21 protein-coding genes are annotated in these 16,273 nt (G+C 68.6%); 4 read left to right on the top strand and 17 right to left on the bottom strand.

Annotation, left to right across the window (positions count from 1 at the left end; translation table 11 throughout):
• Positions 1-3 precede the first annotated feature (3 nt).
• Positions 4-1,113 carry a 23S rRNA (adenine(2503)-C(2))-methyltransferase RlmN gene (rlmN, locus tag ACWF9G_RS31050; RefSeq protein WP_379030882.1) on the bottom strand — a complete coding sequence of 370 codons (1,110 nt, stop codon included), beginning with the start codon at positions 1,111-1,113 and terminating at the stop codon, positions 4-6.
• 113 nt (positions 1,114-1,226) lie between these two features.
• Here rlmN and ACWF9G_RS31045 point away from each other — a divergent pair, with 113 nt between their 5' ends.
• Positions 1,227-1,598: a LapA family protein gene (locus ACWF9G_RS31045; RefSeq protein ID WP_379304700.1), complete on the top strand. Its 372-nt coding sequence runs from the start codon at positions 1,227-1,229 to the stop codon at positions 1,596-1,598.
• Between the two features lie 9 nt (positions 1,599-1,607).
• Here ACWF9G_RS31045 and ACWF9G_RS31040 read toward each other — a convergent pair whose 3' ends face one another.
• The 5 genes from ACWF9G_RS31040 to rpsB form a co-directional block, all read right to left on the bottom strand.
• On the bottom strand, positions 1,608-2,564 hold the full coding sequence (locus ACWF9G_RS31040) for a phosphatidate cytidylyltransferase (RefSeq protein WP_452519654.1): 957 nt from the start codon (positions 2,562-2,564) through the stop codon (positions 1,608-1,610).
• Between the two features lie 49 nt (positions 2,565-2,613).
• A complete protein-coding gene (gene frr, locus ACWF9G_RS31035) occupies positions 2,614-3,171 on the bottom strand; it encodes a ribosome recycling factor (RefSeq protein ID WP_030202900.1) in 558 nt (185 codons plus the stop codon).
• A 49-nt stretch (positions 3,172-3,220) separates the two neighbouring features.
• Positions 3,221-3,949 carry a UMP kinase gene (gene pyrH, locus ACWF9G_RS31030; protein ID WP_378852259.1) on the bottom strand — a complete coding sequence of 243 codons (729 nt, stop codon included), beginning with the start codon at positions 3,947-3,949 and terminating at the stop codon, positions 3,221-3,223.
• Between the two features lie 224 nt (positions 3,950-4,173).
• Entirely contained in the window at positions 4,174-4,998 is an 825-nt protein-coding gene (gene tsf, locus ACWF9G_RS31025; RefSeq protein WP_379304697.1) for a translation elongation factor Ts, read from the bottom strand.
• A gap of 108 nt (positions 4,999-5,106) precedes the next feature.
• Positions 5,107-5,970 (bottom strand): 30S ribosomal protein S2, encoded by an 864-nt coding sequence (gene rpsB, locus ACWF9G_RS31020; protein WP_189024364.1) that lies wholly within the window; start codon positions 5,968-5,970, stop codon positions 5,107-5,109.
• 412 nt (positions 5,971-6,382) lie between these two features.
• Here rpsB and ACWF9G_RS31015 point away from each other — a divergent pair, with 412 nt between their 5' ends.
• The 3 genes from ACWF9G_RS31015 (at position 6,383) to ACWF9G_RS31005 (ending at position 7,949) form a co-directional block, all read left to right on the top strand.
• A complete protein-coding gene (locus tag ACWF9G_RS31015; protein WP_452519652.1) occupies positions 6,383-6,784 on the top strand; it encodes a hypothetical protein in 402 nt (133 codons plus the stop codon).
• A gap of 118 nt (positions 6,785-6,902) precedes the next feature.
• Entirely contained in the window at positions 6,903-7,379 is a 477-nt protein-coding gene (locus tag ACWF9G_RS31010; RefSeq protein WP_452519669.1) for a M23 family metallopeptidase, read from the top strand.
• A gap of 57 nt (positions 7,380-7,436) precedes the next feature.
• Entirely contained in the window at positions 7,437-7,949 is a 513-nt protein-coding gene (locus ACWF9G_RS31005; RefSeq protein WP_452519650.1) for a DUF1990 family protein, read from the top strand.
• A gap of 41 nt (positions 7,950-7,990) precedes the next feature.
• Here ACWF9G_RS31005 and ACWF9G_RS31000 read toward each other — a convergent pair whose 3' ends face one another.
• The 11 genes from ACWF9G_RS31000 to rplS form a co-directional block, all read right to left on the bottom strand.
• The gene (locus ACWF9G_RS31000; RefSeq protein WP_452519648.1) at positions 7,991-8,359 is read right to left on the bottom strand and encodes a GatB/YqeY domain-containing protein; all 369 of its coding nucleotides are present in this window, start codon (positions 8,357-8,359) and stop codon (positions 7,991-7,993) included.
• Between the two features lie 207 nt (positions 8,360-8,566).
• Positions 8,567-8,875 carry a DUF202 domain-containing protein gene (locus ACWF9G_RS30995; protein WP_452519646.1) on the bottom strand — a complete coding sequence of 103 codons (309 nt, stop codon included), beginning with the start codon at positions 8,873-8,875 and terminating at the stop codon, positions 8,567-8,569.
• The gene (locus tag ACWF9G_RS30990; RefSeq protein ID WP_452519645.1) at positions 8,872-9,237 is read right to left on the bottom strand and encodes a YidH family protein; all 366 of its coding nucleotides are present in this window, start codon (positions 9,235-9,237) and stop codon (positions 8,872-8,874) included. Before ACWF9G_RS30990 ends, ACWF9G_RS30995 begins: the two co-directional genes overlap by 4 nt.
• Positions 9,238-9,632: 395 nt before the next feature.
• Positions 9,633-10,556, bottom strand: coding sequence for a tyrosine recombinase XerC (locus ACWF9G_RS30985; protein WP_379304685.1), 924 nt, complete (start codon positions 10,554-10,556; stop codon positions 9,633-9,635).
• Between the two features lie 102 nt (positions 10,557-10,658).
• Positions 10,659-11,831 carry a DNA-processing protein DprA gene (gene dprA, locus ACWF9G_RS30980; RefSeq protein ID WP_452519643.1) on the bottom strand — a complete coding sequence of 391 codons (1,173 nt, stop codon included), beginning with the start codon at positions 11,829-11,831 and terminating at the stop codon, positions 10,659-10,661.
• Between the two features lie 29 nt (positions 11,832-11,860).
• Positions 11,861-13,369, bottom strand: coding sequence for a YifB family Mg chelatase-like AAA ATPase (locus ACWF9G_RS30975; RefSeq protein WP_452519642.1), 1,509 nt, complete (start codon positions 13,367-13,369; stop codon positions 11,861-11,863).
• Entirely contained in the window at positions 13,369-13,725 is a 357-nt protein-coding gene (locus ACWF9G_RS30970; protein WP_379304679.1) for a YraN family protein, read from the bottom strand. The genes ACWF9G_RS30975 and ACWF9G_RS30970 overlap by 1 nt, the downstream gene beginning before the upstream one ends.
• Before the next feature lie 111 nt (positions 13,726-13,836).
• A complete protein-coding gene (locus tag ACWF9G_RS30965) occupies positions 13,837-14,142 on the bottom strand; it encodes a DUF2469 domain-containing protein (protein WP_011210678.1) in 306 nt (101 codons plus the stop codon).
• A 46-nt stretch (positions 14,143-14,188) separates the two neighbouring features.
• Positions 14,189-14,893 carry a ribonuclease HII gene (locus ACWF9G_RS30960; protein WP_379304677.1) on the bottom strand — a complete coding sequence of 235 codons (705 nt, stop codon included), beginning with the start codon at positions 14,891-14,893 and terminating at the stop codon, positions 14,189-14,191.
• A gap of 30 nt (positions 14,894-14,923) precedes the next feature.
• Positions 14,924-15,688 carry a signal peptidase I gene (lepB, locus tag ACWF9G_RS30955; RefSeq protein WP_452519640.1) on the bottom strand — a complete coding sequence of 255 codons (765 nt, stop codon included), beginning with the start codon at positions 15,686-15,688 and terminating at the stop codon, positions 14,924-14,926.
• A gap of 85 nt (positions 15,689-15,773) precedes the next feature.
• The gene (gene rplS, locus ACWF9G_RS30950; RefSeq protein ID WP_019048201.1) at positions 15,774-16,115 is read right to left on the bottom strand and encodes a 50S ribosomal protein L19; all 342 of its coding nucleotides are present in this window, start codon (positions 16,113-16,115) and stop codon (positions 15,774-15,776) included.
• Positions 16,116-16,273: the final 158 nt, after the last annotated feature.

The raw sequence follows: 16,273 nt of genomic DNA, 5'->3' as shown, positions 1-16,273 counted from the left end.
CGATCAGCCTTCGGCGGCGAGCTGACCGCAGGCGGCGGCGATCTCCTGGCCGCGGGTATCGCGCACCGTGCACGACACGCCCTGGGCGATCACGCGGCGCACGAATTCCTTCTCGACCGGCTTCGGGCTGGCATCCCACTCGCTGCCCGGGGTGGGGTTGAGCGGGATCAGGTTCACGTGGACGAGCGGGCCGAGCGCCTTGTGCAGCTTCTTGCCGAGCATGTCCGCCCGCCACGGCTGGTCGTTGACGTCGCGGATCAGCGCGTACTCGATCGACACCCGGCGCCCTGACTTGTCCGCGTAGTACCGGGCGGCGTCGAGCACTTCGGCGATCGACCAGCGGTTGTTCACCGGGACCAGGGTGTCGCGCAGTTCGTCGTCGGGGGTGTGCAGCGAGACCGCGAGCCGCACCGACATATCCTCGTCGGCCAGCTTGCGGATCGCGGGGGCGAGGCCGACGGTCGACACCGTCACCGAACGCTGCGAGATGCCGAGGCCGTCGGGCGCGGGCGAGGTGATCCGGCGGACCGCGTTCACCACCCGCTTGTAGTTGGCCAGCGGCTCGCCCATCCCCATGAACACGATGTTGGACAGCCGGCCGGGACCACCGTGCACCTCACCGTCGCGCAGCGAGGCGGCGGCGGCACGCACCTGGTCGACGATCTCGGCGGTCGACAGATTGCGGTTCAGTCCGGCCTGGCCGGTCGCGCAGAACGGGCACGCCATGCCGCAGCCCGCCTGGCTCGAGATACACAGCGTGTTGCGGTCGGGGTAGCGCATGAGCACGCTCTCGAGCAGGGTGCCGTCGTGGGCACGCCAGAGCGTCTTGCGCGTGTCACCCTCGTCGCAGGCGAGATGGCGGACCACCGACAGCAGCGGCGGGAACAGCGTCTCGCCGACCTTCTCGCGCACATCGGCGGGCAGATCGGTCATCTGCGCCGGATCGGCCTGCAGCCTGCCGTAGTACTGGCGGGCCAGCTGATCGGCCCGGAACTTCGGCAGTCCCAGCTCCTGCACCGCGACCTTGCGTTCGTCCGCGTCGAGATCGGCGAGGTGGCGCGGCGGCATACCGCGACGCGGGGCATCGAACACGAGGGGCAGGGAGATGGCCATAATTCGACCATTGTCCCAAACGAAGCAGCGGGCCCGGTCGGCGGGCCGCCACGCCGAACGCCGTTATCGAGAAGATGCGTGCACGGGTGATAGCTGTCGGCAATGATCGAACCATGTCCACCAATGCCGAATCAGGGGCGTCACCGGCCGAGCAGGAGCCCGCGGCACCGACGACCGAGCACACCGAGGCCAAGCATCGCCGGGACGAGCGGGCGCCCGCGAAACGCGCCACCCCGCCCGGGGTCCACGGTTCGAAAACCGGCTACGCCTGGATCGCCCTGCTCGCGGCCGCGCTCATCGGCATCATCGTGCTGATCTTCATCATCCAGAACCTCGAAAAGGTCACGGTCGACCTGCTGTTCTGGCACTTCTCGCTCCCGATCGGCATCACCGTGCTGCTGTCGGTGATCGCGGGCGCGCTGGTGATGGGTCTGGTCGGTGGCGTGCGCATCCTGCAGCTACGCCATGCCGCCAAGAAGCCCTGACCTGGCGCTCTACAGCAGCGCGCTGAGCACAAGCCACGACACGAAGGCCGAGGGCAGCATCGAATCGAGGCGGTCCATGATGCCGCCGTGGCCGGGCAGCATCGTCCCCATGTCCTTGATGCCCAGTTCCCGCTTGATCTGCGACTCGACCAGATCGCCGCAGGTCGCGACGACGACCAGGCCGACACCGAGCACGACACCGATCATCGAGTTCGCCTCGAGCAGCAGGGTGACGGTCAGCAGACCACCGATCACGCTGAACACCAGCGAGCCGCAGAATCCCTCCCACGACTTCTTGGGACTGATCGCGGGCACCATCGGATGCCTGCCGAACAGCACGCCGGCGACATAACCGCCGACATCGGAGCAGACGACCAGGATCATGAACGTCAGCACCCGCAGGTTGCCGTCGGGTTCGAGCAGCAGCAGCGTCGAGAACGCGGCGAGCAGCGGGATCCAGGTGAGCGTGAACAACGTGATCGCGGTGTCGCGCAGGAAGTTCTTGGGCGCGGTGCTCAGCCCATGGTCGAACAGCCGCCACACCATGCAGACCAGCGCCGTCGCGGCGAACGCGCCGACAACGCCCTGGGCGCCCCACGGCCAGCCGAGCCAGAACACCGCCTGGCCACCGATCAGCAGCGGGATCCGCGGGACAAGGACATCGGCCTCGCGCAGCCGCTTGGCGACCTCCCAGGTCGCGACGCCGACCGCCGCGCCGACCACCCCGATGAACACCTTGGGGGCGAACAGCAGGATCGCGATCAGCGACAGGCCGAGCCCGAGCCCGACCGCGAGGGCCGCGGGCAGGTTGCGACCCGCGCGCGACGTGGGCGCCTGCGGCTCGGCAGGCGCCGCGTCGTCCGATGTCTGCGGCACCGCGCCGGTCTCCTCGACCTGGTCCGGCGTCGGCTCCGGTGCCGCTCCGGTGGCGGCGGCGTCTTCGGCCACGATTGTCCCGTCGCTCAACTCGTCGTTCCGTTCATCCCCCGCACGAGCGGGACTGGCGAGATCTGCGTCAGACCTCGAGCAGTTCGGCTTCCTTGTGCTTGACCAGCTCATCGATCTGGCCCACGTACTTGGCGGTGGTCTTGTCGAGCTCCTTCTCGGCGCGCCCGACCTCATCCTCACCCGCCTCGCCATCCTTCTGGATCCGGCCGAGTTCGTCCATCGCCTTGCGACGGACGTTGCGAATCGAGACCTTGGCGTCCTCGCCCTTGCCCTTGGCCATCTTGACCATCTCGCGGCGACGTTCCTCGGTGAGCTGCGGCACCGTGATGCGCAGGATGTCACCGTTGTTGGTCGGGTTCACGCCCAGATCGGAGTTGCGGATCGCGTTCTCGATCGGGCCGAGCTGGCTCTGCTCGTAGGGCTTGATCACCACCATGCGCGGCTCCGGCACGGTGATGCTCGACATCTGGGTGATCGGCGTCAGCGAACCGTAGTAGTCGACCACGACGCGGGCGAACATGCCCGGGTTGGCGCGGCCGGTGCGGATGGTTCCGAGGTCGTCCTTCGCCACCGAGACGGCCTTCTCCATCTTCTCCTCGGCATCGAAGAGCGCTTCATCAATCACGACCGGTTCCTCCACAGCGTCGTCATCGTCATCTTCCGCGGTTGCGGGATCAGGACCGAACCAAGGTGCCGATGTGTTCACCGGCGACTGCGCGGGCAATATTGCCCTTGGTCAACAGATTGAACACCAGAATCGGCATCTGGTTGTCCATGCAGAGACTGAAGCACGTGGCATCTGCCACCTTCAGGCCCTTCTCGAGCACTTCCTTGTACGTGATCTCGGTGTACATGCTCGCGTTCTTCTCCACGCGTGGGTCGGCGTCGAACACGCCGTCGACCGCCTTGGCCATCAGCACCACGTCGGCGCCGATCTCGAGCGCGCGCTGGGCCGCGGTGGTGTCGGTGGAGAAGTAGGGCATGCCCATACCGGCACCGAAGATCACGACGCGGCCCTTCTCCAGGTGCCGCTTGGCGCGCAGCGGGAGGTACGGCTCGGCGACCTGGCCCATCGTGATGGCGGTCTGCACGCGCGTGTCCACCCCCTGCTGCTGCAGGAAGTCCTGGAGCGCAAGGCTGTTCATCACGGTGCCGAGCATGCCCATGTAGTCCGAGCGGGCGCGTTCCATGCCGCGCTCCTCCAGCTCGGCGCCGCGGAAGAAGTTGCCGCCGCCGATCACCACGGCCACCTGCACACCGGTCTCGACGATCTCGGCGATCTGCTCGGCCACGGTCTGCACGACATCGGGGTCGAGACCGACCCCGCCGCCACCAAACATCTCCCCACCCAGCTTGAGCAGCACCCGGTTGTATCCAGGGCGGTCGTTACCCGGGTCGGTCATGGGTGTTCGTCTCCTTCGGCGAGGTTGAGATCGGTCGAACTGCGGGCACGCGAATCGGCCGCACTGAGCGGCATCCATCCTGCCTTATCCGGTTCCCGCCACCGCACAAGACCCCCTTGCGCGACGCGCAGACCCCAGAACCGGGGGCAGCTGCCGTCAAGAATCGGCAAGAGCCCCTCGGGTGCAGACGTAGGCTGCTCCCGAGGGGCTCTGGTTCAGGCGGATCAGGCCTGGCCGACCTCGAAGCGGGCGAAGCGGGTCAGGGTGACACCGGCCTCGTCCAGGAGGGCCTTGACGGTCTTCTTCGAGTCGGTGACCGACGCCTGCTCGAGCAGGACGACGTCCTTGAAGAAGCCGTTGACGCGGCCCTCGGTGATCTTCGGCAGCGCGGCCTCCGGCTTGCCCTCTTCGCGGGCGGTGGCCTCGGCGACGCGACGCTCGTTCTCGACCAGCTCGGCCGGGACCTCGTCACGGGTGACGAAGCGGGCCTTGAGCGCGGCAACCTGCATGGCGGCGGCGCGGGCGGCCTCGGCGGCGGCGTCACCCTCACCGGTGTACTCGACCAGCACGCCGACGGCGGGCGGCAGGTCCGAAGCACGCTTGTGCAGGTAGGTGGCGACCGGGCCGTCGAAGGAGACGACGCGACGCAGTTCCAGCTTCTCACCGATCTTGGCTGCCAGCGCCTGCACGGCCTCGTCGACGGTGCCGTTGTCGAGCTTGAGCGCCTTGAGGGCGTCGAGGTCGGCGGGCTTACCGGCGGCGGCAGCGGTGACGACGGCCTCGGCCAGCTCCTGGAACTCGGCGTTCTTGGCGACGAAGTCGGTCTCGGAGTTGATCTCGACCATGACGCCGTCCTTGGCGATGACCAGACCCTCGGCGGTCGCGCGCTCGGCACGCTTGCCGACATCCTTGGCGCCCTTGATGCGCAGCACCTCGACGGCCTTGTCGAAATCGCCGTCGGAGTCGGCCAGCGCGTTCTTGCAGTCCATCATGCCGGAGCCGGTGAGCTCCCGGAGCCGCTTCACGTCAGCAGCGGTGTAGTTCGCCATCGGGGGCGAGCCTCCTCGTGTGTGGGGTGCTTGGGTGTTTACACCACCTTGCCGACCGCTTCTGAATTCAGAAGGGCCGGCAAGGTGAACGTAGAGCTACCGATCAGCTCAGAAGTCGGCCGGGGTGTGCTGCGCCGGGTCGGCCTTGACCTCGGCCTCGGCCTCGGCGGGCGTCTCGACGGCAGCTTCGGCGGCCGGGGTCGCCTGAGCCAGCAGCTCCTGCTCCCACTCGGCGAGCGGCTCACCGGCGCCGGCCTCGGGCTTCGCGTCGCCGGAAGCCTGGCCCGCGCGGGCCTGCACGCCCTCGGCCACCGCGGAGGCGACGACCTTGGTGAGCAGAGCGGCGGAACGGATCGCGTCGTCGTTACCCGGGATCGGGTAGTCGACCAGGTCGGGATCGCAGTTGGTGTCCAGGATCGCGATGACCGGGATGTTCAGCTTGCGAGCCTCGCCGACGGCGATGTGCTCCTTGTTGGTGTCGACGACCCAGATGGCCGAGGGCACCTTGGCCATGTCGCGGATACCACCGAGGGTGCGGTCCAGCTTGGTCATCTCACGCGTCAGCATGAGGATTTCCTTCTTGGTGCGACCCTCGAAGCCACCGGTCTGCTCCATGGCCTCGAGCTCCTTCAGGCGCTGCAGGCGCTTGTGGACGGTCGAGAAGTTGGTGAGCATGCCACCCAGCCAGCGCTGGTTGACGTAGGGCATCCCGACGCGAGTCGCCTCGGCCGCGATCGACTCCTGGGCCTGCTTCTTGGTGCCGACGAAGAGAACGGTGCCACCGTGGGCGACGGTCTCCTTGACGAACTCGTAGGCCTTGTCGATGTAGGTCAGCGTCTGCTGCAGGTCGATGATGTAGATGCCGTTGCGGTCGGTGAAGATGAACCGCTTCATCTTCGGGTTCCACCGACGAGTCTGGTGCCCGAAGTGCGCGCCGCTGTCGAGCAGCTGCTTCATAGTTACGACAGCCATAGCTCCCGTATCTCTCTTTCGTTGCCGGTTGACGCAGCCGATCGGCGATCGACTGCCCTGGCGCCACCGAAACCGCCGGACCCGATCGGAAAACCGGGACCAGCCGACGATTTCACTGTTCATCCGCTGGAGAACTCGCGCTGACATGCCCTCGCGGACCGTCTGCATAGCGAGCGACGACCGGATGGACGAGCACGGGTGGCGCGCGAAGTCGGTCCGTGCTGTGCACACACTCGCTGCTGAGCACAAACCGCGTTGATCAGTCTACGCGGACCTGCGCCAGGGCCGAAATCGCCCCGTGCGCGGACCGCCCGTACCCGCGGTGAAGTGCGCGATATCCACATCTGGCGGAGTTGTCCACATTCGGCGAACCGGGCCGCCGGGCGGGTTGTTCTGCACCGAGAGTAGGGGCATGAACACCTTCACACGAACTCTGATCTCCACGTTTCCGCTGGTGTGCGCCGCGGGGGTGCTGGCTGCGCCCGCGGCGGCGCTTCCCGGTGATCGGGCGCCGGTCACGCCGGTGTGCTCGGGCGGCGGTGGTGCCGTAGCGCCCGAGAGGCACGGGGCTCCCCCGCGCGACGGTGCGGTGCCCGCACCGGTTCCGGTTCGGGTGACGGTCCACGATCTGACCGGTGTGCCGCCGTCCGCGGCGCGCGGGCAGTCGGGGCGCCCGGCAGCACCGGTCGAGGTCGAGATCGTCATCCGTGGCGGTGGGAGCGGGTCGGCGGCGGAGTTGCCTGCCGTGCTGCGTGATCTCGTGCGGACGCTCGCCACGCCACAGCGTGTGCCCGCGCCTCGGCCGCATCGCTGAGTGCGGTGTGGGCATTTCTCTGCGGCGCCGGGTCTCGCGGGGTGGACGCCATCGGTTCGTCACCGGCGAAGGTCGGGTGGCTGGGCACGGTGTCGCGGCGCTGTGGCTGGTGGCGGTGATGCTCGGGGGCGCTGCGCCGGTCGGTGCGGCGGACGTGGGGTTGTTCGGGTGGCCGTTGCGACCGAGACCGACCGTCGAACGACGCTTCGACAAACCGGAGCGGAACTGGCTGCCCGGGCATCGCGGGGTGGATCTGGCGGGTACCGCAGGGCAGGTGGTGTTCGCCGCGGGCGACGGCATCGTCGTGTTCGCGGGGGTGGTCGCGGACAAACCGGTGGTGTCCATCGACCATCCCGGCGGTCTGCGCACGACCTACGAGCCGGTGGAAGCTCAGGTCACGGTGGGTAGACGGGTGAGCAGGGGTACGCCGATCGGCACGTTGGCGGCCGGGCATGAGGGGTGTCCGGCCGCCGCGTGTTTGCATTGGGGTGCGCGGCGGGAGGCGAGCGAGCACGGCAGGCGCGAATATGTCGATCCGCTGGGTCTGCTGCACGAGGTGCCGGTCCGGTTGAAGCCGCTGGAGGCGGTGCTGTGACGAACCACTCGGCCACACCGAGTACATCGACCTCGATCGCGGGACGACAATCAGGGTGTGTCAGAGGAATCAGCGCCTTTCACCTACCCCGAGGTGGGCGCCACCCGTGCGACCTTTCCGCCGGGCTACCACCGGTTCGAGCATCGGCGGCCGCTGGGCCACGGCCGTGATCTGTTCGACCGGGCCGCCACGCACATCCTCGACTTCGGGATACAGAAGGGTTCCGGTGTCTTCGATCGCGCGGATACCGAAACCGCGGTGGCGGGAACGGAATTGACGGTCCGGATCGGGCTCGGCCCGATCGGCATCGTCGCGCCCTGCCGGGTGGTCTACGTTCTGGACGAACCAGATAGGCGGGGGTTCGCCTACGGCACGCTCCCCGGACATCCCGAGGTGGGTGAGGAACTGTTCGCTGTCGAATACGACCCCACGGACGACGCGGTGTACGGACTGGTCACCGCCTTCTCACGACCCGGTACCTGGTATGTGCGGCTGGGCGGTCCCGTCGTCCGGCTGATCCAGCGCTGGTTCGCCCACCGCTACCTGAACACCCTGCCCACGGGCGACTGAGCCCACCTGATCAAGGCGATGACTCCTCGCGACCGCGGCGATCAGAGGAGGGCGGCGAGGGTGTCCGCTTCGGCGGTAAGGGAGTCGCGGCGGTCGGTGGCGCCGAGCCGTCCGTATTCGGCTGCGGCGTCTCGTCTTTCGCTTATCTCGCGGCGCACGATGTCGGCGATGTCGGCTTCGGTGAGGTCGCGGCGGTGGGCTTCGGCGGCGCCGAGGCCCACCGCACTGTCTTCCAGCGCACCGGCTTTCACGTCTGCCGCGTCGATCGCCTCGGCATTGTCGATCGCTCCCAGCGCGGAGCGCAGTGCCGAGATCGCACTGCGGTCACGGGCCCTCATCGCGGGCTTCAAGGCGGCGCGGAGCCGCTCGCGCAGGGCTGAATCGGGCTGGTCCGACACTCCGGGAGTCATGCTCGACGAGCCTAATTGCCGGTCCGGTGAGCGTCGAGCGAGTTCTCACCGCGGTAGGCATGGTGGGGAAGCCGTCGTCGAGCAACTGCATGCGCGAGTCCTGGCAGGCGATGAGGGCGACCGACGCTGCAGGGACAAGGCTGGGCGCGGGCGGCACCGACGCGATTGCGTTCGTGCAGTCGCCAGGCTGAATGGTTCTGCGACGGCTCAGTCGAACAGCCGGTCGACGAGCACGCCGCTGAGGGCGATAAGCGCGATGACTACCACCACGAGCGTTGTGGTCACCACAACACGGGCGCCCGCGGTCACCTGCCCGTGATGGAGTGCACGACCGCGTGACCAGCCGAGGAAGCTCAGCAACAGGGCCGCCAGGGCAGCGGCCAACGGGAGCGTGGTGGTCGGCCAGCCGTCGCGGGTGATCTGGTGGGCGAACAGGAGGGCGCAGCCCGCCGCGCCGAGGGAGGTACGGCGCCAGGCCAGCGCGGTGCGCTCCATGGCCAAGGTAGGCGCCGTCATGACAACAGCACCGCCAGGCAGGCGAGCGCGGCGACGAGTGCCACGCCTGCCGACAGCACGGGAACCAGGATCGTGCCGGGAAGCGGGCGCCCTACCCGCATCGCGACATCGACCCGGCGCCAGTGCCGGAAAGCGCCGAGCGCCACCGCGAGTGCCATCGCCAGGCAACTCACCGCGATGACACCGCCGAGCCCGGCCAGGCGCAGTGGCTGGACCAGGGTGTGCACGGCGACACCGCCGGCGAGCAGGCCGAGCGCAGTCCGGATCCAGGCCAGAAACGTTCGCTCGTTGGCGAGGGTGAACCGATAGTCGACCTCTTCCTCACCGTCCTCGGATTCGCCCCCGACCTCGGGCAACGCCATCACCACCACCTCCGTTCCCCATCTTGCCGTGCCGACCCGGGACACAACCGCAACGCCACCGCGCGGGCGCGCCGGTCACCCACGCGGGATCGCACCGCGCACACGCCTGGGTACGCCGGTCACGCGCCCCGAGCGCACCGGCCACCCGTTCGAGCGCACCGGCCACCCGTGCGTGCGCGCCAGTCACGCGTGCGTGCGCGCCAGTCACACGCGCGTGCGCACCAGCCACGCGTGCGAGCGCACCAGCCACACGCGCGGGCACACCAGCCACACGCGCGAGGGCACCAGCCACACGCGCGGGCGGCACCAGCCACACGCGCGGGCACACCAGCCACACGCGCGAGGGCACCAGTCACACGCGCGGGCGGCACCAGCCACGCGTGCGGGTACGCCGATTACGCGCGAGGGTGGGCCTGGTCGTGTACTCGTTTGAGGCGTTCTACGGAGACGTGGGTGTAGAGCTGGGTGGTCGCCATGCTGGCGTGGCCCAGTAGTTCCTGGACGACTCGGAGGTCGGCGCCGCCCTCGAGGAGGTGGGTGGCGGCGGTGTGGCGTAGTCCGTGCGGGCCCATGCCGGGTGCGCCGGGGATGGCCGACACGACCTCGTGGACGACGGTGCGGGCTTGGCGTTGGTCCAGGCGGCGGCCGCGTTGTCCGAGGAGGAGCGCTCGGCCGGAGTGCTCGTTGACCAGGGTTGGGCGGCCCGCACGGAGCCAGGCGTCGAGCGCGGTGTCGGCGGGACCGCCGAACGGTACCGAACGTTCCTTGTTTCCCTTGCCGAGAACCCGGACGAGCCGGCGTTCCCGATCGATGTCGTCGATATCGAGCCCACACAGCTCGCTGACACGGATTCCCGTGGCGTACAACACCTCCACGATCAGCCGATCCCGCAGGGCCATCGGATCCTGCTGGGCTGCACCAGATTCCGCAGCATCCATTGCCTGCACGGCTTGCCCCTGTGCGAGCACCGCGGGCAGCACCCGATGTGCTCGCGGCGCTTGCAACCGCAACCCCGGGTCGAGGGCCAAGCGTCCGGTCTCGGTCAGCCACGCGGTGAAAGTCTTTGCGGCAGAAGCGCGCCGGGACAACGTCGTCCGCGCGGCCCCCGACGCGGCGAGCTCGGCCAGCCACGAACGCAACAACGGCAGATCCAGCTCACGCACCGCCGAATCGGCCGAGCGCGCATACAGATGCTCCAGCAATGACCGCACATCCCCGAGATAGGCCCGCACCGTATGCGCCGACCGATTCCGCCCCAACCGCAGATGCCGCCCGAACTCCGTGAGCAGCGCGGTCAGATCATCGGGCAGCACGTCCATTCCCCCACCGTGACCCTTTCCATCACCCCACGCAACCCACCACGCCGCACCAGACAGCCCACCATCACCCCGCGCCGATGGTGCACGTCCCGGCACCAGAGCTCACCCTGGTCGGGTCGGCATCGTTCGATCGCGCTCGGTGCCGCGGCCCCGAGTCCGGAACCATCCACCGGAATCGCGGCCAACCAGGTCGGCAAGCTCCAAGCCGGGGAGGACGGCGCGGACCGTGGCGAGATCGAGGCCGGATTGCTGGGCCAGCTCGAGGGGCAGGCGGGAGCCGATGGCGGGCAGGGCCGCGTAGACGTCGGCTTCGGCGCCGCGCAGGTGAGCCGCGGGGTCGACGGTCGCGTCGGCTACCGGGAGGCGGAGTGGGCCTGCCTCGTCGATGACGTCTTCGGCGCGGGTGACGAGGAGCGCTTCACCTTCACGGATCATGCGGTGGCAGCCGGCCGACGAGGCGGATCCGACAGGGCCGGGGACCGCCATGGCGGGTCGCCCGAGGCGGCGGGCCCATTTCACGGTGTTGCGGGCACCGCTGCGCAGGCCTGCTTCGACGACGAGGACGCCGTCGCCGAGCGTCGCGATGAGCCGGTTTCGGGCCAGGAAGCGGTGTTTCTGCGCGCTCGTTCCCGGCGGATATTCACTGAGGACGAGGCCCGTGTCGGCGATGGCGGCGAGCAGGCGGTCGTGCTGGGCGGGGTACGGCCGGTCGACGCCGCACGCGAGGACGGCGACGGTCGAACCGCCGACGGCGAGGGCCGCCCTGTGTGCGGCCGCATCGATGCCGAATGCCGCACCGGAGACGATGGTCCAGCCCCGCGCGGCCAGGTCGCAGGCGATCTCGCCGGCCACCTGGACGCCGTAGCCGCTGCTGCATCGCGAACCGACCACGGCGACAGCACGTTCGGACGCGGCTTGTAGCGACAGTGGGCCGCGTGCCCACAACACGAGCGGCACCGCTCCTTCGCGATCGCGGTCGGTGTCGAGTTGATCCAGTCCGAGCATCCGCCAGCCTGGCCATTCGTCGTCATCCGGCGTGATGACCCGTCCACCCAGCCGCGCTATCGCATCTAAATCCGCTGCTGCCGTATCGATCTCACGGCGGGCGGCCGTCGGTCCGCGCAATGCTTCCGGCAGTTCGTGCTCACGCACGGCCCGCGCCGCCTCGCACACTCCGACCGAGGCGATCAAGGCCGACAACGGCGCACACGGCCCCTGCACCACCCGAGACAGGTACACCCACGCGAGTCTGCGCTCGTCGACGTCGAGGTCCACCGTTGCGGTCCGAGGATCCCCCAGCCCGCTCACTGCGCGCCCCGCTGCCGGAAGTTCAAGGCCGACAACACATCCTGAACAGTCGGGAGCTCTCCGCCGCGCAGGTCGCAGACCGTCCAGGCGACCCGGATCGCCCGGTCCGCGCCACGGGCCGACATCCGGCCCAGCCGCAATGCCGTCTCGATCGGCGCGATCGATTCGCGCGGCAGCCGGAACCGTTGTCGCAGAATATGTCCGGGCACTTCGGCATTCGTGGCCCAGCCGTCGGCACTCCAGCGCTGCGCGGCCAGTGCTCTGGCCTGCGCCACCCGTGCCGCCACGGTGGCGCTGGTCTCGGCCTGCTCGTCGCCGAAAGTCGCGCCCGCTTGGCCGCGCATCTGCACCCAGATATCGATGCGGTCCAGCAGCGGACCGGACAGCTTGCCGAGGTAGCGGCGCCGAGCCAGCGGCGCGCAAATGCAGTCGACATCCCGGGCGGGCGCGCACGGGCAGGGGTTCGCGGCCAGCACGAGCTGGAACCGGGCCGGGTAACGCGCGACACCGTCGCGCCGGGCGATCCGCACCTCTCCCTCCTCGAGCGGAGTGCGCAGTGCCTCCAGCACTTTCGTGCCGATCTCCGCGCATTCGTCGAGGAACAGCACGCCCCGGTGCGCCCGGCTGACCGCCCCTGGTCTGGCCATGCCGGAACCGCCGCCGATCATCGCGGTCACCGAGGTCGAGTGATGCGGGGCGACGAAGGGCGCGAGGGTGATCAACGGCTGCTCCGCGGACAGCGACCCCGCCATCGAATGGATCGCGGTGACTTCGAGGGACTCGACCTCCGACAGCGGCGGCAGCAAACCCGGAAGCCGTTGCGCCAGCATCGTTTTGCCGATGCCGGGCGGCCCCGTCAACAACAAATGGTGACCACCGGCTGCTGCGACTTCCAGCGCCCAGCGCGCCTCGTCCTGGCCGACCACATCGCTCAGGTCCCCGCTGGGCGCCTGCGCCCCCGGCACGATCCCGTCCGGTTCCAGCAGGCTGCCTTCGCCACGCAACCAGGTGACCACCGCCCGCAAACTCGTCGCGCCGAGCACCTCGATCCCCTCGACCAGCCCCGCTTCGGCCACCGCTTCCGCGGGCACCACCACGGTCGGCAATCCCGCGGTACGCGCCGCGATGACGGCGGGCAGCACCCCGCGCACCCGGCGCACCCTGCCGTCGAGTGCCAGCTCACCGAGCAGCACCGTCTTGGCCAGCCGCTCCCCCGGCACGGCGCCGGAGGCGTCGAGCACCGAGACCGCCAGCGCCAGGTCGTAGACGCTGCCCACCTTCGGCAGCGTGGCAGGAGACAGCGCCAGGATCACCCGCCCGTCCGGCCACTTCTCCCCCGTATTGGCGACCGCGGAGCGCACTCGATTGCGCGATTCCTGCAGCGCCGTGTCGGGCAGCCCGACCAGATTCACCGAAGGCAGACCTTGACCGATATCGGCCTCGATCTCCACCAGCTGGCCGTCGACGCCGGTCACTGCCACCGACAACGCCCGACCGAGCGCCATCAGAACGCCCCGGCCAGATGGTCGATGACCGGCCGGTGCCCCCGCGGGACCAGCACCGACACCACGTCGAACCGGATGCGCCGCCACGGCCCTTCCTGCTCGGCCAGCCACAGCAGCGCGAGCCGCCGGATCCGCTGCTGTTTGCCGAAGGTGACCGATTCGGCCGGTGTCCCGAATCCCAGCCCCGATCGCGTCTTCACCTCGACGAAGGCCGTGATCGTCGGGTCCTGGACGATCAGGTCCAGCTCGCCGTACCGGCATCGCCAATTGCGGGCGACGATCTCCATTCCCGACTCACGCAGGTACTGCGCGGCCAGCTTCTCCCCGTATGCGCCGAGCGCCTGTTTGTCTGCCACGAGTCGAAGCATGCCGACTCGCACCGTCGGCAGCCGCCCGCCGACCTGGGCGGACAACAAACCTGTGGACAACCGCCGGCCTGTGGACAACCCCAGGCCGGCGGTGCGCCCTCACTCCGGCAGACGGAGGTCGGGCTTCTCCAGCTCTTCGATGTTCACGTCCTTGAACGTGATCACTCGCACGTGCTTGACGAAGCGCGCGGGACGGTACATGTCCCACACCCACGCATCGCTCATCCGCACTTCGAAGTAGACCTCGCCGTCGGCGTTCTGCGGCCGCAATTCGACAGAATTGGCCAGGTAGAAGCGACGTTCGGTCTCCACCACGTACGAGAACTGGCCGACGATGTCCTTGTACTCGCGGTACAGCGACAGTTCCATCTCGGTTTCGTACTTCTCGAGGTCCTCAGCACTCATCGGGTGGGCCGTCCTCCTTCTAGCAGCGCCGCGTTCATAGTGGACATCATCGCGCATGCGCGGCGCGGGAAGCCACTCGGCTACCGCCCGGCACGTCGAGTTCGCGCACATTGCGCCAGGACCGGCGGTGTTCGGTGCTCGGTCCGAGCTGCCGCAGCGCGGCGGTGTGCTCGGGCGTGTTGTAGCCCTTGTGCGCGGCGAATCCGTATCCGGGCAGCTGCCCGTCGAGCTCGACCATCATCCGGTCCCTGGTCACCTTGGCCAGGATGCTCGCCGCGGCGATACAGGCCGCCGTGCCGTCGCCGCCGATGACCGGCAATGACGGTGCGGGCAGGCCGGGAACCTTGAAACCGTCGGTCAGGATGTAACCGGGGACGCGGCCGAGACCGGCGACCGCCCGGCGCATGCCCTCGATATTGGCGACATGGATGCCGATGGAGTCGATCTCCCAGGCGGGCACCACCACCACGCTCCACGCCAGCGCCAACCGCTGGACGACCGGGAACAGCTCCTCACGGGCCGCCTCGGTCAGTTTCTTGGAGTCGTCGAGCCCGGACAGCTTGTCGTAGGCCTTGGGCGCCAGCAGGCACGCGGCGACCACCAGCGGCCCGGCGCACGGGCCGCGGCCCGCCTCGTCGACGCCGGCCACCGGGCCGAGGCCGCCGCGGATGAGCGCCGCCTCGAGTGTGCGTAGTCCCCCGGCCCTGCGCATCACCACCCGCGGCGGCCAGTTGGTCCGATCCTGCCCCACAGTTCGATTGTCCCCGTGTCTCGTCGCGTGTCAGTTTTCCTGCGGGTTCTGGCTGCGTACCGGGCCCATCCGGCTCGGCGGCCAGATCTTGAACACCGTCTTGCCGCGCACATTGTCCACCGGCACGGTGCCCTGCAGATCGTCGCTGACGTGGGCGCGGGAATCGGCCGACTCGTTACGATTGTCGCCCATCACCCACAGGTTGCCCTCGGGCACCTTCACCGGTCCGAACACCCGGCCCGCCGGATAGACCGCGTTGGGGCGGTCGGTGAACCAGGGGTAGTCCTTCTTGATGTACGGCTCGTCGAGCGGTTTGCCGTCGACCATCACCCGGCCCTGCGGATCACAGCACTGCACGGTCTGCCCGCCGACGGCGATGACGCGCTTGACGAGATCGTTCTCGTCCGGCGGGACCAGGCCGAAGTAGGACAGGAAGTTCTGGATGCCACGCACGACGGTGTTGTCGGAGCGGATCGACTTGTAGTGCCCGTTCCACGAGGGCGGGCCGACGAAGACCACGACATCGCCGGGGCCGGGTTCGGAGCCGTAATAGCTGATCTTCTCGACATAGATGCGGTCGCCGATCAGCAGCGTGTTCTCCATCGACTGCGACGGGATCACGTAGGGCCGCCCGATGAAAGTGACCATCAGCGCGGCGATGACCGCCGCGATCACGATCAGTATCGGCAGCTCCTGCCAGAACGGGCGCTGCTTCTTCTCGCTGCGCTGTCTCTTGCGCCGTCCACCTTCGTCACCCGAATCGGACACCGACACCGACCCACTTTCGTCTGCCACGCCGAACAGAGTAGCCCGGCGACCCGACCGAAGTCGGAGCGCCGGGCTACCGGAAAACTCTGTGCTGGAATCAGCTACCGCTGTGTCAGCGCTTTTCCTTGATCTTGGCGGCCTTGCCGCGCAGATCGCGCAGGTAGTACAGCTTGGCGCGACGCACGTCACCGCGGGTCACGACATCGATGTGGTCGATGTTGGGGCTGTGCACGGGGAAGGTGCGCTCGACACCGACACCGAAGGACACCTTGCGGACCGTGAAGGTCTCGCCGATGCCGCCGCCCTGACGCCGGATCACGACGCCCTTGAAGACCTGGATGCGCTCCTTCGAGCCTTCGATGACCTTCACGTGCACGTTCAGGGTGTCGCCCGGACGGAAGTCGGGGACATCGCTACGCAGCGACTTCTCGTCGACGAAATCAAGGGTGTTCATTTTCCACCTTTTCGGATTCTTTGCGCGAACAGAGGAACCTGGCGGCACTCGCGCGCTCGACCGGTTCATGCTCAGAACAGGAGTGCTCTCGGACATGACTCGTCCAAGGCAACCGGTTTATTGTGCCAGACCCGGCAGCCCGGACTGAAATCGGGTGA

This window comes from Nocardia sp. NPDC055029 (assembly GCF_053608525.1).
The sequence above is the reverse complement of the archived record's forward strand: the minus strand, read 5'-3'. Positions and strand labels throughout refer to the sequence as shown.

Bases quoted from the DNA above. Each gene is read 5' to 3' on its own strand.
- ACWF9G_RS31045 (WP_379304700.1), top strand. From the start codon at position 1,227: ATGTCCACCAATGCCGAATCAGGGGCGTCACCGGCCGAGCAGGAGCCC.
- ACWF9G_RS30995 (WP_452519646.1), bottom strand. From the start codon at position 8,875: ATGACGGCGCCTACCTTGGCCATGGAGCGCACCGCGCTGGCCTGGCGC.
- tsf (WP_379304697.1), bottom strand. From the start codon at position 4,998: ATGGCGAACTACACCGCTGCTGACGTGAAGCGGCTCCGGGAGCTCACC.
- rplS (WP_019048201.1), bottom strand. From the start codon at position 16,115: ATGAACACCCTTGATTTCGTCGACGAGAAGTCGCTGCGTAGCGATGTC.
- rlmN (WP_379030882.1), bottom strand. From the start codon at position 1,113: ATGGCCATCTCCCTGCCCCTCGTGTTCGATGCCCCGCGTCGCGGTATG.
- ACWF9G_RS30975 (WP_452519642.1), bottom strand. From the start codon at position 13,369: ATGGCGCTCGGTCGGGCGTTGTCGGTGGCAGTGACCGGCGTCGACGGC.
- rpsB (WP_189024364.1), bottom strand. From the start codon at position 5,970: ATGGCTGTCGTAACTATGAAGCAGCTGCTCGACAGCGGCGCGCACTTC.
- ACWF9G_RS31015 (WP_452519652.1), top strand. From the start codon at position 6,383: ATGAACACCTTCACACGAACTCTGATCTCCACGTTTCCGCTGGTGTGC.
- ACWF9G_RS30985 (WP_379304685.1), bottom strand. From the start codon at position 10,556: ATGGACGTGCTGCCCGATGATCTGACCGCGCTGCTCACGGAGTTCGGG.
- pyrH (WP_378852259.1), bottom strand. From the start codon at position 3,949: ATGACCGACCCGGGTAACGACCGCCCTGGATACAACCGGGTGCTGCTC.
- ACWF9G_RS30965 (WP_011210678.1), bottom strand. From the start codon at position 14,142: ATGAGTGCTGAGGACCTCGAGAAGTACGAAACCGAGATGGAACTGTCG.
- ACWF9G_RS31000 (WP_452519648.1), bottom strand. From the start codon at position 8,359: ATGACTCCCGGAGTGTCGGACCAGCCCGATTCAGCCCTGCGCGAGCGG.
- ACWF9G_RS31010 (WP_452519669.1), top strand. From the start codon at position 6,903: ATGCTCGGGGGCGCTGCGCCGGTCGGTGCGGCGGACGTGGGGTTGTTC.
- ACWF9G_RS30990 (WP_452519645.1), bottom strand. From the start codon at position 9,237: ATGGCGTTGCCCGAGGTCGGGGGCGAATCCGAGGACGGTGAGGAAGAG.